This is a genomic window from Cupriavidus sp. 01L46, assembly GCF_056399905.1.
The window spans coordinates 1-25602 of record NZ_JBFTSF010000113.1; the positions used below are offsets into that span (position 1 = coordinate 1).

25 protein-coding genes and 2 pseudogenes are annotated in these 25602 nt (G+C 66.3%); 18 read left to right on the top strand and 9 right to left on the bottom strand.

Going from position 1 to position 25602, the window contains the following annotated elements:
- Positions 1–500, top strand: a pseudogene (locus tag AC1DS3_RS20295) (YihY family inner membrane protein); the annotation flags it as partial.
- A 13-nt stretch (positions 501–513) separates the two neighbouring features.
- Here AC1DS3_RS20295 and AC1DS3_RS20300 read toward each other — a convergent pair.
- The 3 genes from AC1DS3_RS20300 to AC1DS3_RS20310 form a co-directional block, all read right to left on the bottom strand.
- Positions 514–831, bottom strand: coding sequence for an Mpo1-like protein (locus tag AC1DS3_RS20300; protein ID WP_441630513.1), 318 nt, complete (start codon positions 829–831; stop codon positions 514–516).
- Positions 832–1163: 332 nt separating this feature from the next.
- The gene (locus tag AC1DS3_RS20305) at positions 1164–1988 is read right to left on the bottom strand and encodes an alpha/beta fold hydrolase (RefSeq protein ID WP_441630515.1); all 825 of its coding nucleotides are present in this window, start codon (positions 1986–1988) and stop codon (positions 1164–1166) included.
- A complete protein-coding gene (locus AC1DS3_RS20310) occupies positions 1988–3298 on the bottom strand; it encodes an O-acetylhomoserine aminocarboxypropyltransferase (RefSeq protein ID WP_441630517.1) in 1311 nt (436 codons plus the stop codon). Before AC1DS3_RS20310 ends, AC1DS3_RS20305 begins: the two co-directional genes overlap by 1 nt.
- Positions 3299–3500: 202 nt before the next feature.
- Here AC1DS3_RS20310 and AC1DS3_RS20315 point away from each other — a divergent pair, with 202 nt between their 5' ends.
- The 5 genes from AC1DS3_RS20315 (at position 3501) to AC1DS3_RS20335 (ending at position 9185) form a co-directional block, all read left to right on the top strand.
- Complete coding sequence (locus tag AC1DS3_RS20315) at positions 3501–3947, top strand: CBS domain-containing protein (RefSeq protein ID WP_006163173.1); 447 nt, start codon at positions 3501–3503, stop codon at positions 3945–3947.
- Positions 3948–4110: 163 nt separating this feature from the next.
- Positions 4111–6009 carry an MFS transporter gene (locus tag AC1DS3_RS20320; protein WP_477127826.1) on the top strand — a complete coding sequence of 633 codons (1899 nt, stop codon included), beginning with the start codon at positions 4111–4113 and terminating at the stop codon, positions 6007–6009.
- A gap of 22 nt (positions 6010–6031) precedes the next feature.
- The gene (locus tag AC1DS3_RS20325; RefSeq protein ID WP_441630522.1) at positions 6032–6751 is read left to right on the top strand and encodes a glutathione S-transferase C-terminal domain-containing protein; all 720 of its coding nucleotides are present in this window, start codon (positions 6032–6034) and stop codon (positions 6749–6751) included.
- Between the two features lie 87 nt (positions 6752–6838).
- Positions 6839–7957: a chorismate synthase gene (aroC, locus tag AC1DS3_RS20330; protein ID WP_441630524.1), complete on the top strand. Its 1119-nt coding sequence runs from the start codon at positions 6839–6841 to the stop codon at positions 7955–7957.
- A 1-nt stretch (position 7958) separates the two neighbouring features.
- A complete protein-coding gene (locus AC1DS3_RS20335; protein WP_477127827.1) occupies positions 7959–9185 on the top strand; it encodes an MFS transporter in 1227 nt (408 codons plus the stop codon).
- A 30-nt stretch (positions 9186–9215) separates the two neighbouring features.
- On the opposite strand, the gene AC1DS3_RS20340 is transcribed toward AC1DS3_RS20335, so the two are convergent.
- On the bottom strand, positions 9216–10322 hold the full coding sequence (locus AC1DS3_RS20340) for an NAD(P)/FAD-dependent oxidoreductase (RefSeq protein ID WP_477127828.1): 1107 nt from the start codon (positions 10320–10322) through the stop codon (positions 9216–9218).
- 104 nt (positions 10323–10426) lie between these two features.
- Positions 10427–11125: a FadR/GntR family transcriptional regulator gene (locus tag AC1DS3_RS20345; RefSeq protein WP_441630530.1), complete on the bottom strand. Its 699-nt coding sequence runs from the start codon at positions 11123–11125 to the stop codon at positions 10427–10429.
- Between the two features lie 305 nt (positions 11126–11430).
- Here AC1DS3_RS20345 and AC1DS3_RS20350 point away from each other — a divergent pair, with 305 nt between their 5' ends.
- Entirely contained in the window at positions 11431–12321 is an 891-nt protein-coding gene (locus tag AC1DS3_RS20350; protein WP_477127829.1) for a flagellar brake protein, read from the top strand.
- Positions 12322–12469: 148 nt separating this feature from the next.
- Complete coding sequence (locus AC1DS3_RS20355) at positions 12470–12931, top strand: hypothetical protein (protein ID WP_441630534.1); 462 nt, start codon at positions 12470–12472, stop codon at positions 12929–12931.
- 58 nt (positions 12932–12989) lie between these two features.
- On the opposite strand, the gene AC1DS3_RS20360 is transcribed toward AC1DS3_RS20355, so the two are convergent.
- Positions 12990–14675, bottom strand: coding sequence for an electron transfer flavoprotein-ubiquinone oxidoreductase (locus AC1DS3_RS20360; protein WP_477127830.1), 1686 nt, complete (start codon positions 14673–14675; stop codon positions 12990–12992).
- Positions 14676–15021: 346 nt separating this feature from the next.
- Here AC1DS3_RS20360 and AC1DS3_RS20365 point away from each other — a divergent pair, with 346 nt between their 5' ends.
- The 6 genes and pseudogenes from AC1DS3_RS20365 (at position 15022) to AC1DS3_RS20390 (ending at position 20620) form a co-directional block, all read left to right on the top strand.
- Positions 15022–15807 (top strand): SDR family oxidoreductase, encoded by a 786-nt coding sequence (locus AC1DS3_RS20365; RefSeq protein ID WP_043345010.1) that lies wholly within the window; start codon positions 15022–15024, stop codon positions 15805–15807.
- Positions 15808–16174: 367 nt separating this feature from the next.
- Entirely contained in the window at positions 16175–16783 is a 609-nt protein-coding gene (locus AC1DS3_RS20370) for a TRAP transporter small permease (protein WP_441630538.1), read from the top strand.
- Positions 16780–18084: a TRAP transporter large permease gene (locus AC1DS3_RS20375; RefSeq protein WP_477127831.1), complete on the top strand. Its 1305-nt coding sequence runs from the start codon at positions 16780–16782 to the stop codon at positions 18082–18084. The genes AC1DS3_RS20370 and AC1DS3_RS20375 overlap by 4 nt, the downstream gene beginning before the upstream one ends.
- A gap of 137 nt (positions 18085–18221) precedes the next feature.
- Positions 18222–19059: pseudogene (dctP, locus tag AC1DS3_RS20380) on the top strand (TRAP transporter substrate-binding protein DctP).
- A 236-nt stretch (positions 19060–19295) separates the two neighbouring features.
- Positions 19296–20000, top strand: coding sequence for a DUF2968 domain-containing protein (locus AC1DS3_RS20385; RefSeq protein ID WP_441630542.1), 705 nt, complete (start codon positions 19296–19298; stop codon positions 19998–20000).
- Between the two features lie 221 nt (positions 20001–20221).
- Entirely contained in the window at positions 20222–20620 is a 399-nt protein-coding gene (locus AC1DS3_RS20390) for an acyl-CoA thioesterase (RefSeq protein WP_043345018.1), read from the top strand.
- A 10-nt stretch (positions 20621–20630) separates the two neighbouring features.
- Here AC1DS3_RS20390 and AC1DS3_RS20395 read toward each other — a convergent pair whose 3' ends face one another.
- Positions 20631–21176, bottom strand: coding sequence for a LuxR C-terminal-related transcriptional regulator (locus AC1DS3_RS20395; protein WP_477127832.1), 546 nt, complete (start codon positions 21174–21176; stop codon positions 20631–20633).
- A gap of 173 nt (positions 21177–21349) precedes the next feature.
- Between AC1DS3_RS20395 and AC1DS3_RS20400 the strand changes: the two genes are divergently transcribed.
- Together AC1DS3_RS20400 and AC1DS3_RS20405 are read left to right on the top strand one after the other, a co-directional pair.
- Positions 21350–22051, top strand: a complete 702-nt coding sequence (locus AC1DS3_RS20400; RefSeq protein WP_043345022.1) for a CoA transferase subunit A — start codon at positions 21350–21352, stop codon at positions 22049–22051.
- 11 nt (positions 22052–22062) lie between these two features.
- Positions 22063–22701, top strand: coding sequence for a CoA transferase subunit B (locus AC1DS3_RS20405; protein ID WP_150983922.1), 639 nt, complete (start codon positions 22063–22065; stop codon positions 22699–22701).
- A 105-nt stretch (positions 22702–22806) separates the two neighbouring features.
- Here AC1DS3_RS20405 and AC1DS3_RS20410 read toward each other — a convergent pair whose 3' ends face one another.
- A complete protein-coding gene (locus AC1DS3_RS20410) occupies positions 22807–23280 on the bottom strand; it encodes a DUF411 domain-containing protein (RefSeq protein ID WP_441630897.1) in 474 nt (157 codons plus the stop codon).
- A gap of 26 nt (positions 23281–23306) precedes the next feature.
- Positions 23307–24083 carry a 3-hydroxybutyrate dehydrogenase gene (locus AC1DS3_RS20415; protein WP_441630547.1) on the bottom strand — a complete coding sequence of 259 codons (777 nt, stop codon included), beginning with the start codon at positions 24081–24083 and terminating at the stop codon, positions 23307–23309.
- A 202-nt stretch (positions 24084–24285) separates the two neighbouring features.
- Between AC1DS3_RS20415 and AC1DS3_RS20420 the strand changes: the two genes are divergently transcribed.
- Together AC1DS3_RS20420 and AC1DS3_RS20425 are read left to right on the top strand one after the other, a co-directional pair.
- Entirely contained in the window at positions 24286–25173 is an 888-nt protein-coding gene (locus AC1DS3_RS20420; protein WP_441630549.1) for an alpha/beta fold hydrolase, read from the top strand.
- Positions 25174–25235: 62 nt separating this feature from the next.
- On the top strand, positions 25236–25598 hold the full coding sequence (locus AC1DS3_RS20425) for a RidA family protein (protein WP_253930062.1): 363 nt from the start codon (positions 25236–25238) through the stop codon (positions 25596–25598).
- Positions 25599–25602 lie beyond the last annotated feature (4 nt).

Sequence of the window (25602 nt, forward strand, 5' to 3'; positions counted from 1 at the left end):
CCTTTGCCGGCAGCGAGTTCTTCGATGCGCTGGGCGTGCTCTACCTGCTCTATCGGGCGCGGGACGAAGTGCCGCGCAGCGTCGGMGAGCTCGATCTGGGGCGCAAGCTGCGGGTGGAGGCCGACTACCTGGCTGGCCTGCTCGGCAAGCTCAAGGGCATGCATCTGGTCGGCAGGCTGGCGCAGGATCGCGGCCAGGCGCACTGGGCGCTGTTGTGCGATCCGGGCCAGGTGACGCTGCGCACGCTGCACGACCGGCTGGTGCTGAACCTGCCGCGCCTGCCGCGCACGGCGCTGGCGCAGCAACTCCAGGGCGCCGATGCGCTCAAGCGAGTGCTGGACAATCCGCGCCTGGACCAGCCGCTGGAGGCGGTGTTCCGGCGCCAGCAGCAGGATCAACAGGCGCAAGCGCAGACCGGGACGGACGCCCAGGAACGCCCCGCCGATCCCGCGCGGCGCACCCTGGAGGTGGTGCCGCCCGGCTGGCACGGCCAGGTCTGATGGCCGCGCAGGCCTAGAAGGGAATCCTGCCGCGCCAGATATCGCCGTACATCACCCAGTCGCCCATCAGGCTGTAGAGCGGATGCCGGAAGGTGGCGGGCCGGTTTTTCTCGAAGACGAAATGGCCGACCCAGGCGAAGGCATAGCCGGACACTGCGGCCGCTGCCAGCCACCACCAGTTGCCGCTGAGCAGGAGTGCAAGCAGGCACAGCAACGCCACGGTGGAGCCGGCGAAATGCAGGCGGCGGCAGGTGCGGTTGCGGTGCTCGTTCAGGTAGAAGGGGTAGAAGGCGGCGAAATTCTCGAACTCACGGGGGTGGGCCTGGGGCATGGCGGGGCCTGGGGGGTGTTCGGGGACTTTTAGTTTAGGTGGGGGGTAACTGCAACTGCAACTGCTTAACGTCAAAGGCAACTGCAGTTTCACCACCCCTGCGGGGCGGCGACCTACTTTTTTGTCTTGCCAAAAAAGTAGGCAAAAAAGGCGCCCCATACGGCCTTGGCACACCTTGACGGCTCGCTTCGCATCGCGCTTGGGTGATTTCCGCCTGACGGGCGGGAATCACGGCTACACCTAGTCGTTCACCTTGTCCGCTGGTTTGCCCCCTTACCCACTTGTGTGAGAGGGGCCGGCGGAGACGGCGGGCGCTCGCCACGCCGCAGCCTTCAACCCGCCGCTACCACCTTGCGCGCGAACGCTGCCAGCGCGTCCAGTACCTCATCCGGCCTTTCCCCCATCAGCGCGTGCCCGCAAGGCACCGTGACCGTGCTGGCCGAGGCCATCCTTGCCGCGAGCGCCTGAGCGGCCTTGGGCGAGGTCATCATGTCCTTGCTGCCGCTGATGAACAGGGCGGGGCAGCGCACAGCGGCCACGGCGGCGTCGCCATTGGCGTAGGCGTTGCAGGCGGAAAAGTCGTTGTGGAAAACGTGGCCTTCGGGGTTGCGTTGTGCTACGCGTTCCATCAGGCGCTGGCTRCCGCCTTGCATCCACGAGCCCGGACCCGGCGAGGACGGCTTGTTGGCGAGGCTGGAGTGCGACCACGCGTTGACCATGGCGATGGCCTGGTCCACGCGGTTGAGCGAGGCGTTGAGCAGGGCGTCGGCGACTTTCATCGGGTAGGCCGTGGCAAGCAGGGCGATGCCGCGCACCGCGTCAGGATGGCGGGCGGCCGTTTCCAGCGCGATCAGCGAGCCCATGCTGTGCCCGAAGACCAGCGCGGGGGCGCTGACGCCGGCTGCGCGGACCAGTTCGATCACCCAGTCGGCCATCGCCTCGACCGTCTTGAGGGGCTCGCCCTCGCTGCGGTTGTGGCCAGGCAGGTCCACGGCCAGCACGCTGAAACCGTGGTTGGCGAACCAGCGCGTCTGCAGGGCCCAGACGCTGTGGTCGTTCTGCGCGCCGTGCACGAACACGGCACAGGGCAGGGCCGGGTCGAAGGGTTTGCCGCCGGTGTAGGCGTAGGCCTTGCGGCCTGCGATCGTCAGTTCCATCAGGCTTGCCCTCCCTTGGCGCTCATGGCTTTTTCGGCGGCCTTGAGGCCGCGCTTGAGGTCGTCGATGAGGTCGTCCGGGTCTTCCAGTCCGACCGACAGGCGGATGGTGCCTTCGCTGATGCCAGCCGCCTGCAGCGCCGCGGCGTCCATGCGGAAATGGGTGGTGGAGGCCGGGTGGATGACCAGCGAGCGGGCGTCGCCCACATTGGCCAGGTGTGAGAACAGCGCCAGGCTTTCGATGAAGCGCTGGCCTGCGCCACGGTTGCCCTTGAGGTTGAAGCTGAACACGGCGCCCGCGCCGCGCGGCAGCAGGCGCTTGGCGAGTTCGTAGTCAGGGTGGGATTCCAGCTCCGGATAGGCGACGGACTCGACCATCGGGTGCGACACCAGGAACTGCACCACGCGGCGCGCGTTGTCCACATGGCGGGCCATGCGCAGCGGCAGCGTCTCGATGCCCTGGAGCAGTTGCCAGGCGGCCATCGGGCTCAGGCAGGCGCCGAAGTCGCGCAGGCCTTCGCGGCGCGCGCGCAGCAGGAACGGCGCCACCGTGCTCTCCTCGGTGAAGACCATGTTGTGAAAGCCAGCATAGGGCTCCGACAACTCCGGGAAGCGCCCGGAGGCTTCGAAGTCGAAGGTGCCGCCTTCCGCCAGCACGCCGCCGATGGTGGTGCCATGGCCGCCCAGGAATTTGGTGGCCGAGTGATAGAGCAGGCCGGCGCCCAGCTCGAAGGGCTTGAGCAGGTAGGGCGTGGTGAAGGTGGAGTCGACCAGCAGCGGGATACCGTTGTCCTGGCCGAGCTGCGCCAGGGTCGGGATGTCGAGCACGTCCAGCCCGGGGTTGCCCAGGGTCTCGCCGAACAGCAGCTTGGTCTCGGGCCGGATGGCCGCGCGCCAGGCGTCGATGTCGCGCGCCTGCACGAAGGTGGTCTCGATGCCGAAGCGGCGCAGCGTGTAGTGCAGCAGGTTGTGCGAGCCGCCATACAGGGCGCTGGACGCCACGATGTGCGAGCCCGCGCCCATCAGCGTCGCCACCGCCAGATGCAGCGCGGCCTGGCCCGAAGCCACGCCGATCGCGCCGGCGCCGTTCTCCAGGGCGGCGATGCGCTCCTCGAAGACGGCGACCGTCGGATTGGAGATGCGGGAGTAGACGTGGCCCGCGCGTTCCATATTGAACAGCGAGGCGGCGTGCTCGCTGTCTTTAAACACGAAGGATGTCGTCAGGTGGATGGGCGTGGCCCGCGCCCCCGTGGCGGGGTCGGGGGCGGCGCCAGCATGCAGCGCCAGGGTGTCGAAACGGGTACCGGACATGGCTTCCAGGGCTAGAGTTGTCTCCGGATCGCATCGTAGCATCCGCTGCCGCCGGGGGCACGGCAAATAGCCTTGGCGGCCCCGGCGGCGGCCCGTGCTTTACTTGTGCGGCTGGTTTCGGCTAGGATCGGCGCATCAGGCCGTGCCGGCAGCGGCAGGTAATAAACAGCAAAACAGCAGATTCAGAGAAGCGGAGACCATCATGAAAGTCAGCGACATCCTGCAGATCAAGGGCAACACGCTCTATACGGTGAAGCCGGAAACGTCACTGCTGCTGGCGGTCAACATCATGGCAGAGCACGATATCGGCTCGCTGGTGGTGATGGAATACGGCGACCTGGTCGGCATGCTGACCTTCCGCGAGATCATCAAGACGCTCTCCGCCAACGGCGGCAACGTCGGCACCACCAGCCTGCGCAAGGTCATGGACGACGCGCCGCTGACCTGCACCATGGAGACGGACGTCAATGAAGTCCGCCGCATGATGCTGGAGCGCCACACCCGTTACCTGCCGGTGCTGGACAACCGGACGCTGATGGGCGTGATTTCGTTTTACGACGTGGCCAAGGCCGTGGTGGAAGAGCAGAGCTTCGAGAATCGCATGCTCAAGGCCTACATCCGCGACTGGCCGGAAGAAAAGACCGATTGAGCCGCCATGGCGCGAGAGGCGCCACGTAGCGGCGGCCGGGTTGTGTCGATCGAGGCGCTGCGGGCTGTACTCCCTCCCGGGGCGCGGCCCGTAGTCCGTACAAGTGGTAAATGCCGCGCAACGACGCGGCATCTTTTTGAGCCGACCGCTACATGAGCGCTACATGAGCCAACAAAACCAATTCCGTCTGCTCCGCACGCGCCGCTTCGCGCCGTTCTTCTGGACCCAGTTCCTGGGCGCCATGAACGACAACCTGTTCAAGGTCGCCTTCACCTCGCTGGTCACCTACCATACGGCGCTGTTCGACGGCGTTGACGCCAAGAGCGCGGCATTCCTAATCTCGGCCATCTTTATCGCGCCGTTCGTGCTGTTCTCGGCCACCAGCGGCCAGATCGCCGACAAGATCGAGAAGTCCCGGCTGATCCGGCTGGTGAAGACGCTGGAAATCGCCATCATGCTGCTGGGGCTGGCGGGATTTGCCATGCACAGCGCGCCTTTGCTCTACACGGGCACCTTCCTGATGGGGCTGCACTCGACGCTGTTTGGGCCGGTCAAGTTCGCATACCTGCCGCAGCACCTTGACGAGACCGAACTGGTGGGCGGCAACGGCCTGGTGGAGATGGGCACCTTCGTGGCCATCCTGCTTGGCACCCTGCTTGGCGGCGAACTGGCCGGGCTGACCCATGGCGAGAAGATCGTGGGGCCGTTCTATGTCGGCGCAGCTTGCGTAGCGCTGGCGCTGGCCGGCCGCATGGTGTCCGCGCGCGTGCCGGACTCGCCGGCGCCGCAACCCGACCTGCGCATCAACTGGAACCCGTTTACCGAGACCTGGCGCAACCTCAAGCTGGCGCGCACCGACCRCACGGTGTTCCTGAGCCTGCTGGGGATTTCCTGGCTCTGGTTTTTGGGCGCGACCTTCCTCACCTCGTTTTTCAGCTTTTCCAAGGACGTGCTGGGCGGCGACCAGAACGTGGTGACGCTGCTGCTGGCGGTGTTCTCGCTGGGCATCGGCACCGGCTCGCTGCTGTGCGAGCGGCTGTCCGGGCGGCATGTCGAGATCGGCCTGGTGCCGTTCGGCTCGATCGGCATGACGGTATTCGCGGTCGACCTGTTCTTCGCCAGCAACGGCGAGCGGCACAGCGAACTGTCCGGGCTGGCCGGCTTTGCCGCCGACCCGCGCCACTGGCGCGTGCTGATCGACCTGTTCCTGCTGGCGATGTTCGGCGGCTTCTACAGCGTGCCGCTGTACGCGCTGATCCAGAGCCGCTGCGCGCCGACGCACCGGGCCCGCATCATCGCCGCCAACAACATCCTCAACAGCTTCTTCATGATCGGCTCCTCGCTGCTGGCGGTGGTGCTGACCCAGGCTGGCTTCAGCATTCCGCAGCTGTTCCTGGTGGTGGGGCTGCTCAACGCCGTGGTCGCCATCTACATCTATTCGCTGGTGCCGGAGTTCCTGCTGCGCTTTATTGCCTGGATCCTGGTGCACACGGTGTATCGCCTGAAGCGCGTCAATGCCGAGCACATTCCGGCCGAGGGCGCGGCGGTGCTGGTGTGCAACCACGTCAGCTTTGCCGATGCGGTGGTGCTGATGGCCGCCAGCCCGCGGCCGGTGCGCTTCCTGATGGATCACCGCATCTTCAAGGTGCCGCTGATGTCGTGGTTCTTCCGCCAGGCCAAGGCGATCCCGATCGCGCCGGCGCACGAGGATCCGGTCATGCTGGAGCGCGCCTACGACGAAGTCGCGCGGGCGCTGGCCGGCGGCGACCTGGTCTGCATCTTCCCGGAGGGCAAGATCACGGCCACCGGCGAGCTCAATCCTTTCAAGCAGGGTGTGCAGCAGATCATCCGGCGCACCCCCGTGCCGGTCGTGCCGATGGCGCTGCGCGGGCTGTGGGGCAGCTTTTTCTCCCGCAAGGGCGGCAATGCCATGTCCCGGCCATTCCGGCGCGGCATCCTGAACCGGCTGGAGCTGGTCGTGGGCGACCCGATCGCGCCGGAACTGGCCACGCCGGAGGGCCTGCAGGAAGTCGTGCAGGGCTTGCGCGGCGAGTGGCGCTAACGACAAGCGGGAGGCGGCAACCATGATCACGCTTTACACCTTCGGGCCGGCGTTCGGCCTGCCAGACGCCAGCCCTTTCGTCACCAAGGCCGACATGCTGCTCAAGCTCGCGGGGCTGCCGTACCGCGCCGCGCAGGGCGGCCTGCGGCGCGCGCCCAAGGGCAAGCTGCCCTATCTCGACGACGAGGGCCGCGTGGTGGCGGACTCCACGCTGATCCGCTGGCATCTGGAGAAGACCTACCACATCGACTTCGATGAAGGGTTGACGCAGTCCCAGCGCGGCACGGCCTGGGCGGTCGAGAAGATGCTGGAAGATAACTTCTACTGGGCGGTGGCCGACGCGCGCTGGAACCACGACGCCAATTTTGCCCGGGGCCCGGCGACGTTTTTCCGCGCCGTGCCGTGGCCGGTGCGCGGGCTGGCGATGCGTTTTGTGCGCTCGAAGATCCGCCGCATCCTGTGGACGCAGGGGCTCGGGCGCCATAGCCCGGCCGATCTGGCCGCGATCGCCGGCCGCGATGTGGCGGCCGTGGCCGACGTGCTGGGCAGCCAGCCCTACCTGATGGGCGACGAGCCTTGYGGCGCCGACGCCACGGTCTTTGCCTTCATGGCCGGCGCGCTGTGCCCGCTGTTCGACACGCCGATCCGCACCGCCGCCGAATCCCACCCCAGCCTGGTGGCCTACGTGGCGCGGATGCGAGAGCGCTTCTATCCGGACCTGCAGGCGGCGCCCGCGCCCTGAGCGCGAGCCGGGGAGGGCCGGAAGGGCGGCAAAAGCCTTACAATGTAGCCCGTTCCCCAATTCTCACGCCCTGCGCGGTCTCCCATCATGTCCGGCAATACTCTCGGCCTGCTCTTCACTGTCACCACTTTTGGCGAATCGCACGGGCCGGCCATCGGCGCGGTGGTGGATGGCTGCCCGCCGGGCATGTCCCTGACTGAGGCCGACATCCAGCTGGACCTGGATCGCCGCAAGCCCGGCACCTCGCGCCACGTCACGCAGCGCCAGGAGCCCGACCAGGTCGAGATCCTCTCCGGCGTGTTCGAGGGCAAGACCACCGGCACGCCGATCTGCCTGCTGATCCGCAACACCGACCAGCGCAGCAAGGACTACGGCAATATCGTCGAGACCTTCCGCCCGGGCCACGCCGACTATACCTACTGGCAGAAGTACGGCATCCGCGACTATCGCGGCGGCGGCCGCTCGTCGGCCCGCCTGACGGCACCGGTGGTGGCGGCGGCGGCCGTGGCCAAGAAGTGGCTGCGCGAGCAGTACGGCACCGAGATCCGGGGCTATATGTCGCAACTGGGCGAAGTCCGCGTGCCGTTCGTGGACTGGGCGGAAGTGCCGGAAAATCCCTTCTTCGCCCCCAATGCGGAGATCGTGCCGGAGCTGGAGACTTATATGGACGCGCTGCGCCGCGACGGCGACTCCGTCGGCGCGCGCATCGAGGTGGTGGCGAGCCATGTGCCGGTGGGCCTGGGCGAGCCGCTGTTCGACAAGCTCGATGCGGATATCGCGCATGCCATGATGGGCATCAACGCCGTCAAGGGCGTGGAGATCGGCGCGGGGTTCGAGAGCGTGAGCCAGCGCGGCAGCGTGCATGGCGACTCGCTCAGCGCCGAAGGCTTCCGCGGCAATAACGCCGGCGGCGTGCTTGGCGGTATCTCGACCGGCCAGGACGTCACCGTCTCGCTGGCAATCAAGCCCACCTCCAGCATCCGCACCCCGCGCGAATCCATCGATAAGGCAGGCCAGCCAGCCACGGTGGAAACCTTCGGCCGCCATGATCCCTGCGTGGGCATCCGCGCCACCCCCATTGCCGAAGCCATGCTGGCGCTGGTGCTGATGGACCATGCGCTGCGCCACCGCGCCCAGTGCGGCGACGTCAAGGTCGACACCCCGCGCATTCCTGCCCAGTCGCCGCAGTCCGGCCAGTCGCGCTGAGTTGGCGCAGGCGGAACAACACGCCCGCGCCGCGGGTGCCGGGCGCGTCTCAGAGACGCGCTTCGGCCTGTTTTACCTCGGCTACTACGGCTACGTCGGCGTCATCTCTCCCTATGTGAGCCTGTTCTTCGCCGGGCGCGGTTTTTCCCCGGTACAGATCGGCGTGCTGATGGCCTGCTTCCAGGTCAGCCGCATCGTCGGCCCGTATTTCTGGGGCTGGCTGTCCGATGTGATGCACACCCGCGTGCGCCTGCTGCGCCTGGCCGCCGTGACATCCCTGCTGGCCTTCCTGATGGTGCCCGGCGTTACCAGCTATGGCGGCATGATGGCGATGATGATCGGGCTGAACCTGATCACCAGCGCCATGTCTCCGCTGGGCGACGCGCTCACCATTTCCACGCTGCGCCGTTACGGCGCCTTCGATTACCGCTACGGGCGCATCCGCATGTTCGGCTCGGCCGGCTTTATCGCGGCCGTGCTGCTGGGCGGGGCGCTGTTCGAGCGCTACAGCATGGAGGCGTTCCCGTGGCTGGCGAGCGCCATGCTGGCGCTGTTCCTGGTGGTGGTGTTCGGGATGCGGGATGCGCCCGACGACGGGCCGCGCGTCAAGCCGCCGCCGGCGCTGCCGCTGCTGCGCCGTCCCGATGTGAGCTGGTTCTTCGGCTCGGCGTTCCTGATGATGTTCGCCCATGCCGCGCTGTACGTGTTCTATTCGCTGTACCTGGAGCAGCTTGGCTACAGCAAGYTCGCCATCGGCGYGATGTGGACCATCGGCGTGGTSGCSGAGATCGTKTTCTTCTTYTACCAGGGSCGGYTGTTCGCAAGCGTACCGTTGCGCACCATCCTGGCCGGCACCTTCGTGCTGGCCGCGATCCGCTTTGGCCTGACCGGCTATTTTGCCCAGTTGTCATGGCTGATGGCGCTGGTGCAGGTCCTGCACGCGGCCACCTTCGGCGCGCACCATAGCGCCAGCCTGAAACGCCTGCAGCGCTGGTTCGCGGGCCCCTTGCAGGGGCGTGGCCAGGCCCTTTACACCGGCCTTTCCTACGGCCTTGGCGGCACCTGCGGCGGGCTGGYGATGGGGTGGACCTGGAAGGCGCTCGGGCCCGCTCACACGTTCGGGCTGGCGGCACTGGCGGCGGCGGGCGGCGCGCTGTGCGCGTTCATGACGTTCCGTGCGGAGGCGGCTTCCGACGCCAAGGCGGATGCCGCTCCGGCCGGGCGCTGACGCGCGCCGGCGTTTGGATCGTTCAGGGCTTCACAGCAGGCCTGCCACGTGCTCGGCTAGCGCCAGCGACGACGTCAGCCCCGGCGACTCGATGCCAAACAGGTTGACCAGCCCGGGCACGCCATGGGTAGCGGGGCCGTCGATGCGGAAATCCGCCGCCGGCTCGCCCGGGCCGCTGATCTTGGGGCGGATGCCGGCATAGCCCGGCTGCAGCGCGCCATCGGCCAGCCCCGGCCAGTAATTCCGCACTTCACCGTAAAAGCTGTCGGCATCGGCCGGATCCACGCCGTACTCGATCTCGTCGATCCAGCGCACATTAGGGCCGAAGCGCGCCTGGCCGCCCAGGTCGATCGTCAGGTGCACGCCCAGGCCGGCGGCCTCCGGCACCGGGTAGATCAGGCGCGAGAAGGGGGCGCGCCCGGCCAGCGTGAAGTAGCAGCCTTTAGCGTAGTACTGCGATGGAATATGTGCGGCAGGCATGCCTTCGATGCTGCGCGCCAGCGCCGGCGCGGTCAGACCGGCCGAGTTGATCACGGTGCGCGCCAGCAGCGTGGTGGCGGCCGCCTCGCCCTGGCTGCCCACGTCGAGGCGGATGCCATCCGGCATCACGGCGCCGCCGGCCACGGGCGACTGCACCGCCAGCATGGCGCCGGCATTCTCGGCGTCGCCCAGCAAGGCCAGCATCAGGCCATGGCTGTCGACGATGCCGGTGGATGGCGAGAGCAGGGCGGCGCGGCATTGCAGGTTTGGCTCCAGCGCCTGCGCCTCGGCCTGGCTGAGCAACTGCAGGTCATGCACGCCATTTGCCGCGGCCTTGGCCCGGATGCCTTCCAGCGTGGCGACCTGGGCCTCGGTGGTGGCTACGATCAGCTTGCCGCAGCGCTGGTGTTGAATGTGGTGCGAGGCGCAGTASTCGTACAGCATGGMYTTGCCGCGSACGCACATCKCKGCCTTGAGCGAKCCGGCCGGATAGTAGATRCCGGCRTGGATCACTTCGCTGTTGCGCGCGCTGGTRATGGTGCCGAAGGCRTTYTCSGCTTCCAGGATGATGACTTCGCGGCCCTGCATGGCCAGTTGTCTCGCCACGGCCAGGCCCACTACGCCCGCGCCGATTACCACGCAATCTACTTGTTCCATTGTCGTTCTCTGCTGATGCGGCCGGCGCCTGTCAGGCGATGCGTGCCGCGGGTCCCTGGATTGTGTTGTGCGGTGGATAGGCCCTGCGCGCTGCGCGCCAGGGCTTAACGCAAAGTCAGCCCCATGCGCTTGGCTGCCGCGCCGAGGTGCCTGCGTGCGGCCTGCCGCGCCGCGCTGGCGTTGCCGGCGGCAATGGCCTCCACCAGCGCGGAGTGCTCGCTGTCCGCGCCCTGCGAGCCGCCGCGAAAGCGGGCGGCGTTTTCCCAGGCGGTTTGCCGCGCCGCCAGCATGTGCTGGCCAACAAAATCGGTCAGGCCGGTGAAGCAGGGGTTGTGCGCGGCCTGCGCGATGGCGTGGTGGAACGCCACGTCGGCGGCTGCGGCGCTGGTGAAATCTTCGGCGTGCTCGCGCATCGCGGCCAGCGCGGCGTGGATGGCTTGCAGGTCCTCTTCGGTGCGGCGCAGCGCGGCCATTTCGGCGCAGGCGCACTCCACCACCATGCGCAACTCGAATAACTGGGCCGGGGTCGGGCCGCCTTGCAGTTCGGGGGCCATGCGCCACACCTGGCCGCCGGGCATGTCCGATACATAGGCACCGGAGCCTTTGCGCGTGACCAGCAGCCCATCCGCCTTCAGTTGTGCAATGGCCTCCCGGACGATGGGGCGGCTCACGCCAAAGGTCTCGCCGAGGGCGGCTTCGGCCGGGAGCCGGGCGCCGGCGGCAAAGCGGCCGGCCGCGATGTCGGCGCGCAGGGCGTCAGCGATACGTGCGGCAAGCGAGGCGGGGCGGCTTAGGACGGTCATCGATAAATATGTAAGGCTGTCAGACAGATTGTGGAGAGATTTTGCGAGGAAAGCGGGACGGCGTCAAGGCATGCCTGCCCTCTTGGTTGTCGGATTGTTCTTAAGGTTTTCCAGGAATGCGCCGATAGCAAACTGGATGAGATGCGCTATTCACTTGGTACATCGCGGCGCCTTGAGGCAGCCGCGCCAGCCGCTCTGTGCACTGAGCGCCTCGCTAGGTGGTGGCCGGGACGACCGTTCCTGCGTTCCCGTAGCCGCTGTTGGATCTGCCACGCCCGCCGCCCGGGCGTTCACCGGTGCTAACCATGATTGCACTCACCCCTAACGATCTCCCCGTCGGCCAGCCCTTGCCTTGGTCCTTGCTGGACGAGGCAGGCAATCTCGTGCTCGGCAGCGGCAGCGTGATTCCCGAGGACCGCGACGTCGCCCTGGTGTTCCGTCATGGCACTGTGTGCCGGCCAGAGGAYGACCCGGGCGAGCCGGGCGAACCGGCGGACAGCGGGCGRCTGGTCAGTGCGGGGCCGCTTGGCCTGCAGGTAGGTACGCTGCTGCAGCTCAAATCGCCGGGGCAGACCGGGCGCGCCGCGGCCAGCCGGCTGATCGGATTTGTCGAGCAGGGCCTGTTCGTGACCTGGCCGCAGCTCGGCGGGAAGGAGCTGCAGCTCAAGCCCKGCGAGACGGTGTTGCTGCGCGGTTTTTCCGGTCACGCCATCCTCAGTTTCGAGTCGACGGTGACCGCCATCTGCCGCAGTCCATTCCGCTACCTGGTCTTGTCGGCGCCGGCCGAGCCGCAGCAGATGCCGGTGCGCAAGGCGACCCGCGTGCCGACGCGGCTGGCGGCTTACCTGGTGGATCCCGGCAGCACGGATGATGAGGCCGCGGCACAGCACCAGCCTGCCCGCCTGGTGTTGCTGACCGACCTGAGCACTGGCGGAGCGCAGATCCAGATCGCCGGTGCGGTGCCGGCATTCGGTGCGCCGGTACGCTTGTGCTTCCATCTGCGCACCGCCGCGCTGGACAGCGAGATCATGGTCGACGGGATGGTGCGCAATGCGTTGCCTGCCGAGGGCGATGCGGAGTTTCCCACGTTTGGCGTTGCGTTCGACGCGCTCGGCGAGCGCGAGCTGACGCTGCTCCAGTGCTATATCTATGAGCAGTTGCTGGCAAATGCCAGCATGCAGGTCACCGCCGCGTGAGAGGGGGCGGCGTTTGGAGCAATCCTGCTAACACGGATTCTTGCCCGAATCACGCTTCCCGTTTCTACTGTCCCTTACAAGAAAATCGGGCACGGCATACTGGCATTGCGACGGGCTGGTATCCAGATCCCTGCCCCAAGGAGACATCATGAAGCGCATATTCCGCCTTGGCGCGCACTTGCGCGCGCCCATCCTGGCGGCCCTGCTAGCCGTTGCCATGCCAGCCATGGCCGATATCGCGCAGGGCGGCGGCCGGGCGAGCGCTTTGTCGATGGACGAGCGCGCGCTGGGACTGGAAGATTTATCGAGTGGAACCAAGCCAGTTAGCGCCGACACCGGCGCTGACGGCGCACGCCTGCTGGCCGGGATGTCGCCCCTGGACGTGGCTTCGGCCACCGCCCTTGGCAAGCCGCGCGAGGCTGGCGGCATGACGGACGTGGTGCTGGCCCTGATCGACGGGATTGGGCAGGTGCCGCTCGCCGGCCCGGCACTCATCACGCTGATTGCTGGCGTGGCCGATGTGATTGGCTGGTATCAGAGCGTGGCCGACGACAAGCCGCTCTACCATGATTCACTGACGTCGCCCGCGACGTCGAGTCCGCAGGCCTGAGCCCCCCAAAAAAAACGGCACCGGATCCGGTGCCATTTTTTTTTGCCCTGCGGCGAACTTACATGCCCACGTAGTTCGGGCCGCCGCCGCCTTCCGGCGTCACCCATACGATATTCTGGGTGGGATCCTTGATGTCGCAGGTCTTGCAGTGCACGCAGTTCTGCGCGTTGATCTGCAGGCGCTCCTTGCCGTCGTCGTTCTGCACGAACTCGTACACGCCGGCTGGGYAGTAGCGGCTTTCGGGGCCGGCAAACTTGTCCCAGTTGACATTGACAGGGACGCTTGCGTCCTTGAGCGTCAAGTGGGCCGGCTGGTTTTCCTCATGGTTGGTGTTGCTGATGAACACCGAGCTGAGGCGGTCGAAGGTGAGCTTGCCGTCCGGCTTCGGGTAGACGATCTGCGGGCACTCGGCGGCCGGCTTGAGGTAGACGTGGTCCGGCTTCACGCGGTGGATGGTCCAGGGCGGGTTGCGGATGCCCAGTTTGGGCAGCAGCCATTGCTCGATGCCGGTCATCAGCGTGGCGGTGGTGCGGCCCTTCTTGAACCACTGCTTGAAATTCTTTGCCTGCAGCAGTTCCTTGTGCAGCCAGCTGTTCTCGAAGGCGGTCGGGTAGGCCGTCAGTTCGTCGTGCTGGCGGTTGGCCTGCAGCGCGTCATAGGCGGCTTCGGCGGCCATCATCCCGGTCTTGATGGCAGCATGGCTGCCCTTGATACGCGAGGCGTTCAGGTAACCGGCGTCGCAGCCGACCAGGGCGCCGCCCGGGAATACGGTCTTGGGCAGCGACAGCAGGCCGCCGGCCGTAATGGCGCGCGCGCCGTAGCTGATGCGCTTGCCGCCTTCAAAATACGTGCGGATTTCCGGGTGCGTCTTGAAGCGCTGGAACTCCTCGAACGGGGAGAGCCAGGGGTTGGTGTAGTCCAGGCCCACCACGAAGCCCACGGCGACCTTGTTGTCTTCCATGTGGTACAGGAAGGAGCCGCCGTAGGTGGCCGGGTCCAGCGGCCAGCCGGCGGTGTGCACCACCAGGCCCGGCTGGTGCTTGGCGGGATCGATCTCCCACAGCTCTTTCAGGCCGATGCCGTAGCTTTGCGGATCCTTGCCGTCGTCGAGCTTGTACTTGGCGATCAGCTGCTTGCCCAGGTGGCCGCGCGACCCTTCAGCGAAGATGGTGTACTTGGCGTGCAGCTCCATGCCGAGCTGGAAATTCTCGGTCGGCTCGCCTTCCTTGTTGATGCCCATGTTGCCGGTGGCCACGCCCTTGACCGAGCCGTCGTCGTTGTAGAGCACTTCGGCGGCCGGGAAGCCCGGGAAGATTTCAACGCCCAGGCCTTCGGCCTGTTGCCCCAGCCAGCGCGTGAAGTTGGACAGGCTGACGATGTAGTTGCCGTGGTTGTGGAAGCACTCCGGCAGCAGGACGGACGGCGTGGCTTTGGAACCGGTTTCGTTGAGGAACAGGAACTTGTCTTCAGAGACCGGTTGGTTCAGCGGGGCGCCAAGTTCCTTCCAGTTGGGGATCAGCTCATCGAGCGCAACCGGGTCCATGATGGCGCCGGACAGGATGTGGGCGCCCGGCTCGGAGCCCTTTTCCAGCACGCAGACATTGACCTCGTTGCCTTTCTCCTGGGCGAGCTGCTTCAGGCGGATGGCGGTTGCCAGGCCGGCGGGGCCGCCGCCAACGATGACGACGTCGTATTCCATGGCCTCGCGGGGGCCGTACTGCTCCAGGAGCTGTTGCTGATTCATTGTCTCTAACCCTCTATTCTTGGCAACTTGCGCGCAATTGTGGGAAATGCCGTGTTCGGTAGTACCGGGGATGCGATGATCGGGGGGAACTTGGGGCAGGGGCGGCGCGGCGCACTCGCCAAATCGTGGCGGCCATGCGCGTTTTTCCTCTTTCCCTTTGTGGCCCGAGTTCTTAGAATCTCCGGCATTGTCCGGGACTCGCCATGGTCAGGCAAGATTTTTTTTGGAACGACCGTTCTTTTTTTGATATGCTGCCTTCGGTTTCAGCAGGCAGATTTCGCGAGGAGCGCCCGTTGGCCGTGGCCATGGCAGGCGGCGCCGGGGGCTCCCGAACATAGAGGCCATTATGGGATTGTCGATCAATCTGGAAGGCAAGGTCGCGCTGGTGACAGGCGCTTCAAGCGGTCTGGGCACGCGGTTTGCCCACGTCCTGGCGAGTGCCGGCGCCAAGGTCATCCTGGCGTCGCGGCGTACCGAGCGGCTCAAGGAGCTACGTGCCGCGATCGAGGCCGAGGGCGGCAGCGCGCACGTGGTGCAGCTCGACGTGACCGACCACGACAGCGTGCGTTCCGCGGTGGCGCATGCCGAGACCGAGGCCGGGGCGATCGACATCTTGGTCAATAACTCGGGCGTCTCTACCACCCAGCGCCTGACCGACGTAACCCCTGACGACTTCGATTTCGTCTTCGACACCAATACCCGGGGCGCTTTCTTCGTGGCGCAGGAAGTGGCCAAGCGCATGATTGCACGCGCCAAGGGTGCCGAGAAGAACGGCAATCCGCTGCCGCAGTCGCGCATCGTCAATATCGCCTCGGTCGCCGGGCTCAAGGTGCTCTCGCAGATCGGCGTGTACTGCATGAGCAAGGCCGCGGTGGTGCACATGACCAAGTCGATGGCGCTGGAGTGGGCGCGCCATGGCATCAACGTCAACGCCATCTGCCCCGGTTATATCGACACCGATATCAACCACCACCACTGGGATACCGACGCCGGCCAGAAGCTGGTCCAGATGCTGCCGCGCAAGCGCGTGGGCAAGCCTGAGGACCTGGACGGCCTGCTGTTGCTGCTGGCGTCCGACCAGTCGGCATTCATCAACGGCGCGATCATTACCGCCGACGACGGCATGGTGTAGCTGCCAGAAGGGGCGGCGCACGCTTCGCGCGCGCTTGCCGGCAGGTTGGCCCTGGCCCGCGCCAAAAGCGGCGGCGGGGCGTGCGATTCACGGTCCCTGGGCGTACCGGTCCCCTTGGGCACCCTGCGGAATCGATGGCCTGCCGGATTCCCATGGCCAGAAGACTGCCTGTTGGCGCGAGCCAGCGTGGGGTGCTTGGGTACCCCTGTCCAGCAGGCGTAACGCGCGGCATGGAGCAAAAGTTCCCGCGCGCTCTGCAAGTCTTGGCATAATCCGCCATGTCTTGAGATTAAGTCTTTACATAATTCAAAGAGAAAATCCGTGCGCAGCCAGCGGCGCCGCGCGGACCGGACCGGAGGCCGGGGAGATGCAAGCAGATCGGGAGGGGCGGCGCGATGCCGACCCAAAACACGTCACGGCCATGCCGGACGAGACTGGCGCCAGCCAGCAAGGGGACAGCGGCTTCAAGGTATCGCCGCGAATTGAAGACTGGGTTGGCGTGATCGTCATGGTGCTGCTGGTGTGCATCACCTTCGCCAACGTGGTGGTCCGTTATTTCACCGATGAATCGTTTGCCTGGACCGAGGAATTCTCGGTCTTCCTGATGATCGTGCTGGCCCTGGTGGCAGGCAGCGCGGCCGTGGCGCGCGACCGCAATATCCGCATCGAGTTCTTTTTCGATCGCGGCAGCGCGGCGCGCCAGCGGCGCCTGGCGGTGCTGTCGGCGGTGGCCGTTGCGGTCATGTTCATCGCGCTGGCGGTGCTTGGCGCTCGCGTGGCGTGGGACGAATACACGTTTGGAGAGACCTCGCCGGGCATTGGCGTGCCTAGCTGGTGGTACTCCGTCTGGCTGCCGGTGCTGTCCGCCGCCATCGCGCTGCGGGCGCTTGGCGTAGCGGTGCGCAACCTGCGCGCGCTCAAGGCCCTGCATGCCGAGCGCATCGACGGCGCAGCGGCGTCGGAGTCCACGCCATGACCCTCATTGCCATTATCCTGTTCGTGGTGTTCCTGGGCTTGATGATGCTGGGCGTGCCGATCGGCGTGTCGCTGGGCCTTGGCGGCCTGGTGGCGATCGGCCTGTCCAACCTGGACACCCAGATGTTCGGCCTGCTGGCCGTACCGCAGAATTTCTACGCCGGCCTGGGCAAGTACCCGCTGCTGGCGATCCCGATGTTCGTGCTGGTCGGCTCGATCTTCGACCGTTCCGGCGTGGCGCAGCGGCTGGTGACCTTCGCCATTGCCATYGTCGGGCGCGGTCCGGGCATGCTGCCGCTCGTGGCCATCCTGGTCGCCATGTTCCTGGGCGGCATCTCCGGCTCYGGCCCGGCCAATGCGGCCGCGGTGGGCGGGGTGATGATCGCCGCGATGTCGCGGGCCGGCTATCCCGGCGCGTACAGCGCGGCCGTGGTCGGCGCTGCCGCGGCGACCGACATCCTGATCCCGCCGTCCGTTGCGTTCATCATCTACAGCGTGCTGGTGCCCGGCGCCTCGGTGCCGGCGCTGTTTGCCGCCGGCATGATCCCTGGCATCCTGGCCGGCGTGGCGCTGATCGTGCCGGCCGTCTGGCTGGCGCGCAAGCACAATATGGGCGCCATCGAGGCCGGCTTGCCGCGTCCGCCGTTCTGGAAGAGCCTGCGCGAAGCGGCCTGGGGCCTGGTCGCGCCGTTCCTGATCCTGGGCGGCATGCGCGCGGGCTGGTTCACGCCAACCGAAGCCGCCGTGGTGGCGGTGGTGTACGGCCTGTTCGTCGGCATGGTGATCTACCGCAGCATCGGCATGCGCGACCTGTTCGTGATCTTCCAGGAGGCGGCGGAGACTTCCGCGGTGATCCTGCTGGTGGTGGCGCTGGCCGGCATCTTTGCCTACGCGCTATCCACGCTGGGCGTGATCGATCCGCTGGCCAATGCCATCGCGCATTCCGGGTTGGGCGAATACGGCGTGCTGGCGCTGATCGTGGCCTTGTTGATGACGGTGGGGATGTTCCTCGACGGCATCTCGATCTTCCTGATCTTCGTGCCGCTGCTGCTGCCGATCGCCAATGCCTTCCACTGGAACCCGGTGTGGTTMGGCGTGGTGCTGACGCTCAAGGTCGCGCTTGGCCAGTTCACGCCGCCGCTGGCGGTGAACCTGATGGTCTCGTGCCGGATCGCGCGCGTGCGCATGGAAGAGACCGTGCCCTGGGTGGTGTGGATGCTGCTGGCGATGTTTGTCGCCATGCTGCTGGTGCTGGCCTTCCCGCCGCTGGCGACCTGGTTGCCTGACTACCTGGGTTATTAAGGCTGAAGCTGGCGTTTGCTGGCGTTCATCAGGCAGGGCGGGACTGGCTCCCGCGCTGCCAGGTCCGCGCTGGGCCACGCTCAGCGCAATGCATAAGAAACAAATCACACACAACAGATCCTGAGAGGAGAGAACCCATGAAACGTCGTGCCCTGATGCTGTCGCTGGCAGCCACCATCGCCGCTGCTGCCCTCGCGCCCGCTGGCGCCATGGCGCAGAGCTACAAAGCCGAGTACAAGATGTCGCTGGTGCTCGGCCCGGCCTTCCCGTGGGGCAAGGGCGGCGAGATCTGGGCCGACCTGGTGCGCCAGCGCACCAGCGGCCGCATCAACATCAAACTGTAYCCGGGCACCTCGCTGGTGGCCGGCGACCAGACCCGCGAGTTCTCGGCGATCCGCCAGGGCGTGATCGACATGGCSGTSGGCTCSACSATCAAYTGGTCRCCGCAGGTSAAGGAGCTGAACCTGTTCTCGCTGCCGTTCCTGATGCCTGACTACAAGGCACTGGACGCCCTCACGCGCCAACCCGACCCAGATGAGCTGGGCCGACGCGCAGCCGGCCATGGCCTCGGGCGCGGTGGATGGCCAGGAAAATCCGCAATCGGTGTTCGCCGCCGCCAAGCTCTACACGGTGGGCCAGAAGTACGTGACCACCTGGGGCTACGTGGCTGACCCGCTGATCTTCGTGGTCAACAAGCAGATCTGGGAAAGCTGGACGCCGGCCGACCGCGAGATCGTCAAGCAAGCCGCCATCGACGCCGGCAAGCAGGAAACGGCACTGGCCCGCAAGGGCCTGGTCGAGGCGGGCGCGCCGGCCTGGAAGGATATGGAAACCCACGGTGTGAAGGTGGCGCAACTGACGCCGGCCGAGCACGATGCCTTCCGCAAGGCCACGACCAAGGTCTATGACAAGTGGAAGAAGCAGATTGGCGTGGATCTGGTGAGCAAGGCAGAAGCCTCGATCGCCAAGCGCTAAGCGGCTGGCAATCGCCAAGGCGTGGGGCGGCGCTAACGCTCCCCCACGCCCGTGGGGCTGTTGCGGGAATGGCACCGCCAATCCCGCAATGGTTACAAAACGCGGTCCTTGCTGGGAAGCTTGTTACAATCCGCCGTCGGTGGGGTGCGCGTTGCGCATCATTGCCGTCGGGCAGTGCCGCATGATGCACCCCGATTTCCTGAACCGTATTTCGTCCCCGTCCCAGCCGGAACGCCATGTTGAATAATTCCTGCCGCGCCCCCTTGCTAGCCAGCCTGATCGGCCTGGCCTTGTCGCTGTCCGCCTCCGGTGTCGTGGCGGCGGCCGAGCCCGTGCCGATGTCGGTGGCCCCGGCGCCGCTGACCGCTTCGGGCAGCATGCCGCAGGCCTCGCCGGCATCCCTGGGGTTGGTATCGGAGCTGCAGAAGCGCCTGCGCGACAGGTCGGTGCGCGAGCTGCGCACCAGCTACAACGGCGACTACGGCACCACGCTGATGCTCGCGGACGATCAGGTGGTTTGCTATGTGGCGCTGTTTTACCAGAAGAATCTCTGGCGGGTTTTCCGCTTCGAATCGATCGGGGCGGCGGAACAGGCTTACCGCCAGGTAACGCAGCAGAGCGCGGCCTGGGCCGATGACGATATCCGCCGCCAGGTGCTGGCATCGCAAAAACGCGCGTTTGACAAGGCACTGCAAGAAACCGAGGCGCGTGCCAATGCGCTCAATGAAGACGTGCGCGTGATGCAGGCGCAGCGCCAGCGTATCGCCGAAGAGCAGAAGACGGCGCGCGTCGAGGTTCAGAGCGCGGAAATCGAGAGCCGAGCCTCCCGTATCCGCCTGGAGCAGCTGCAGCAGCAGATCCGCCGCATGGAATCGTCCCTGACGGATTCCGGCCTCGGCATCCCGGGCGCGCCCGGCAGCGATCGCCCTGTGCGCCGCTAAGCCATCGCGTTAAGCCATCGTTCCTGGCTTTGCCTGTCATGCCGGCGGCGTCCGTCGCCGGCCGGCACTCGCCTCAACTTCTGAACGCAGATTCGGCTTGCTCCGAGATGAGCAGGCTTGGCGGATCGAAGGCCAAGGCAGCCGTCCTCCTGATGTGCCGATGCGCAAACCGTCGCTTTCGCCGATGGAAGCGACCGGCTCCCGGTGTTACGCTCACGCGGATGAAACCCGTATTCACTCTGCACATGCCCATCCGTTGGGGCGACATGGACGCCATGGGCCATGTCAACAACACGGTCTACTTCCGCTACCTGGAACAGGCGCGCATTGCCTGGTTCGAGTCGCTGGGACATGGCGGCAAGGACGCCAGCGGTTGCGGACCAGTCATCATCAACGCCCACATGAGTTTCCTGAAGCAGTTGCGCTATCCCGGGGATATCGAGTGCCGGATGTTTGCGGGCGACCTGGGGCGCACGAGCTTCGAGACCCGCATGGAGATCCGCCGCATCGACCAGCCGGACGTGGTGTACGCGCAAGGCGGCGCCAAGGTGGTCTGGTGCGACTACGAGGCCGAGAAATCGGTGCCCGTGCCGCCGGCAATCCGGGCGCTGATGGAGTAGGGCGTCGCCCTTAGTGGTTGACCAGGCGTTGCACCAGGTCGACCGAGGTATGCGCGCCGTACTTCTTCATCAGCCTGGCCCGGTAGATGTCCACCGTGCGGGGGCTGATGGAAAGCAGCTTGCCGATCTGCTTGCTGGTCTTGCCATCCACCAGTTGCGCGGCGATATCGCGTTCGCGCGCCGTCAGCTCGGCGGTGACCGGGCGCTTTTGCGATAGGTCTTCGAAGGTCCAGATGCCGGCGCCCAAGGGCTGCTGGCGGTCCAGCGAGCGCCCGRTGACGTGGCACCAGAACAGGTCGCCCCCGGCGCGCTTCATGATGCGCTCGTCGGAGTAGGAGCCTTTGGCGTTCATGATCGGCACGATGCGCGCGCCGGTGCGCTCGAACTCGTCGGCGGTGGGATAGAGCACCTGGAACGATTCGCCGATCAGGGCGGCCCGGGTGGTGCCAAAGATGTGGCAGAGCTCGTCGTTGCAGTCCTCGATCATGCGCTCGCGCGACAGCACGAGGCCGACTGGGGCGAGCTGGAAGGCGGTCTGGTAGTCGATGGCGGGCATTTGCTTATGTAATTGTACGTATTGGCGCGGGATGCGACGCTTGCGTATGCTGTCGGACGGTTGGCAGCTGGACGATCTCCGTCCGATTGTACCGTTACAATTTCCCTGCGTGACTCGCTGGCATCACCTGGAGGCGGGCGCAATGACAGGAAATCACCGAGGAAGGAGCAAACATGAACAAGGTCTACGCCAGTGCCGCGGAGGCGCTCGCGGGCGTCGTTCGCGACGGCCAGACGATCGCGGTTGGCGGTTTCGGTCTGTGCGGCATCCCGGAGGCGCTGATTGCCGCGCTGCGCGACAGTGGTGCCAAGCAGCTCACCTGCATCTCGAATAACGCCGGGGTGGACGGTTTCGGCCTGGGCCTGCTGCTTGCCACACGCCAGATCAAGAAGATGATTTCGTCGTACGTGGGTGAGAACAAGGAGTTCGAGCGCCAGTACCTGGCCGGCGAACTCGAACTGGAATTCACCCCGCAGGGCACGCTGGCCGAGAAGCTGCGCGCCGGCGGCTCGGGCATCCCGGCCTTCTTCACCAAGACCGGCGTGGGCACCATCGTGGCCGACGGCAAGGAAATCCGCGAGTTCGATGGCCAGCAGTACGTGATGGAACGTGCGCTGACCGCTGACGTGGCCCTGGTCAAGGCATACAAGGCGGACCGCGCCGGCAACCTGGTGTTCCGCCGCACCGCGCGCAACTTCAACCCGATGTGCGCGATGGCCGGCAAGGTCACCATCGTCGAGGTCGAGCACCTGGTCGATACCGGCACGCTGGATCCGGATGAGGTCCACACCCCGGGCATCTTCGTGCAGCGCATCGTGCTGAACGCCAACCCCGAGAAACGCATCGAGCAGCGCACCGTGCGTGCCGCGGGCTAAGGAGAATCATCATGGCATGGACACGTGACGAAATGGCGGCGCGCGCCGCGAGCGAACTGCAGGACGGTTTCTATGTGAACCTGGGCATCGGCCTGCCGACGCTGGTGGCCAACCACGTGCCGCAAGGCATGGAAGTCTGGCTGCAATCCGAGAATGGCCTGCTGGGCATCGGCCCGTTCCCGACCGAGGCCGAGGTCGACGCTGACATGATCAACGCCGGCAAGCAGACCGTGACGACGCTGCCGGGCTCGTCGATCTTCTCCTCGGCGGATTCCTTCGCGATGATTCGCGGCGGCCATATCAACCTGGCTATCCTCGGCGCCATGCAGGTCAGCGAGAAGGGCGACCTGGCCAATTGGATGATCCCGGGCAAGATGGTCAAGGGCATGGGCGGCGCGATGGACCTGGTGGCTGGTGTTGGCCGCGTGGTGGTGCTGATGGAACACACCGCCAAGAAGAAGGACGGCAGCGAGGACATCAAGATCCTGGCTTCGTGCGCACTGCCGCTGACCGGCGTGGGTGTGGTCAATCGCATCATCACGGACCTCGGCGTGATCGACGTGACCGAAGCGGGCCTGAAGCTGGTGGAAACCGCGCCGGGCGTGAGCCGCGAAGAGATCCAGAGCAAGACGGGCGCTCCGCTGCTCTGATACGCGCTGCCGCAATGAGAAAAACCCCGCGAGCTTGCGTTCGCGGGGTTTTTTGTTCTCAGCGCCGGGGCGCCTTTGTCAGCTGCTGAGGGTGCTTCCGGTGCTTCAGGTGCTGCGCTTGTTGTAGCTGGCGAAGACCGATGCGCCGCCATCGGCGCGGACCAGCAGGACATCGAACGGGTCCTTGCGCGTGCCCTGTTCCATGCCTGGCGAGCCGACCGGCATGGCGGGCACGGCCAGGCCCACGGCCTTGGGTTTGCTGGCCACCAGCCGCTTGATGTCGGCGGCCGGCACATGGCCCTCGATCGCATAGCCGGCGATGCGGCCGGTATGGCAGGAGCCGAAGCGTTCTGGAATGCCGAAGCGGGCGCGATAGACGCCGGTGTCTTCCACGTCGCGCACGGTCACGGCAACGCCGTTCGCGCGCAGGTGCTCGACCCAGCCCTCGCAACAGCCGCATTGCGGGCTCTTGTACACCTCGATGGCGAGCGGGGCGGCAGCGGCGCTGGCGCCGGCGCGCAGCCCCAGCGAGGCGGCGGCGCCCAGGGTCAGGGCGCGCAGAACGTGGCGCCGTTGCATGCTCTKTGCCTTTGTTTTCATTGCGCTCATTGCGCCACCCAGCCGCCATCCATGTTCCAGGCCACACCGCGCACCTGGCGGGCCGCGTCGCTGGCCAGGAACACGGCCAGCGCGCCAAGCTCGTCGGGCGTGACGAACTGGCCCGAAGGCTGCTTCTCGATCACCAGTTCGTGCTTGGCCTGCTCCACTGGAATGCCGTCCTTCTGCGCGCGCGCTTCGACCTGCTTTTGCACCAGCGGCGTCAGCACCCAGCCCGGGCAGATCGCATTGGCCGTCACGCCGGTCTGGGCGGTTTCCAGCGCGGTGACCTTGGTCAGGCCGGCGATGCCGTGCTTGGCGGCTACGTAGGCGGATTTTTGCGCGGAGGCCACCAGCCCGTGGGCGGAGGCGATATTGATGATGCGGCCCCAGTCCTTGCGCTTCATGCCGGGCAGGGCGAGGCGGGTGGTGTGGAAGGCGGAGGTCAGGTTGATGGCGATGATCGCGTCCCAGCGCTCGGGCGGGAAGTCCTCGATATTGGCCACGTGCTGGATGCCGGCATTGTTGACGAGGATATCGGCGCCGCCGAATTCCGCGTCGGCGTAGCGCATCATGTCCTCGATCTCGGCGGACTTGCTCATGTCCGCGCCGTGGTAGCCCACGCGGATGTCCGTGCCGGCCTGCGCGATCTCGCGCTTGGCGGCTTCTGCATCGCCGAAGCCGTTGACGATAATGTTGGCGCCCTGGGCGGCCAGCGCCTGTGCGATGCCGAGCCCGATACCGCTGGTGGAACCTGTGACCAGTGCCGTCTTGCCTTTAAGCATGTTTGCCCTTTCGTCGGAGTGCTTTGCACGTTGGAATTGGACTGCGCGAGGGACCCGTCGCGCGCCAGCGGCAAAGGCATGGCGGCGAGAACCCCGATGCTGTGGCATTGTAACTGCTGCAGCGTACAATCCACCTTTGCCCAACCCGGGCGCCACCATGCCGGCGGCGCCATTCTTGCTACCGTCTTGCCAGGGAGTTCAGATGTCGTCAGTCAGTCCGCGCCTCGGCTTCGTCCAGTGCATCAGCCCGGCGGGTCTTCACCGCATGGCCTATCACGAGTGGGGCGATCCCACCAATCCCCGGGTGCTGATGTGCGTGCATGGCCTGACGCGCACCGGCCGCGACTTCGACACCGTTGCGGCCGCCTTGTGCGGCGAGTACCGTGTGGTGTGCCCCGACGTGGTCGGGCGCGGCCGCTCGGACTGGCTCGCGGACCCGCGCCGCTACGTGGCGCCGCAGTACGTGTCCGATATGGTCACCCTGATCGCCCGGCTCAATGTCGAGCAGGTCGACTGGTTCGGCACCTCGATGGGCGGCCTGATCGGCATGGGACTGGCGGGCCTGCCCAAGTCGCCGGTGCGCAAGCTGCTGCTCAACGACGTGGGCCCGCGCATCGCCGCCTCGGCGGTGGAGCGGATCGGTGCCTACCTGGGCCTGCCGGTGCGCTTCAAGACCTTCGAGGAAGGCCTGGCTTACCTGCAGACCATCAGCGCGTCTTTTGGCCGGCACACGCCCGAGCAATGGCGCGAGCTCAACGGCGCCATCCTCAAGCCCGTGCAGGGCGCGGAAGGCCTGGAATGGGGCTTGCATTACGATCCGGCGATGGCGGTGCCGTTCCGCGAGACCACGCCCGAGCAGGTGAGCGCGGGCGAGGCAGCGCTGTGGCAGATGTTCGAGGCCATCCAGGCGCCCACGCTGTTGGTGCGCGGCGCGCAGTCCGACCTGCTCACGCGCGAGACGGTGGCGGAAATGGTGGCGCGCGGGCGCAACGTGACCTCCGTGGAAGTGCCGGATGTGGGGCATGCCCCGACGTTCATCGATCCCGCGCAAGTGGCCATCGCCAAGCAGTTTTTCCTGGGCGCGGGCTGAAGCGAGACGCGCTGCCTGGGCCCGATGATCTTGATGTTTTACCCGACGACTAAAGTATTGCCATGAGTACCAATGAACTGAAGCGCGCCCACGTGGGCAAGCGCCTGTCCGAATACGCGATCTACAACGGCGTGGTCTACCTCGCCGGCCAGGTGCCGGAAGTCGATCCCGGCGCGGACCTGCGTGGCCAGACCGCCGAGGTGCTGGGGCATATCGAGCGCCTCTTGAACGAAGCGGGCAGCGACAAGAGCCGGATTCTCTCGTGCCAGATCTTCCTCACCGACGTCGACCAGATCGGCATCATGAACGAAGTCTGGGACGCGTGGGTGGTGCAGGGCCATACGCCCCCGCGCGCCACCGTGGAGGCTCGCCTGGCCAATCCGCAGTACCTGATCGAAGTGGTGGTCACCGCCGCGCTCAAGTAAGGCT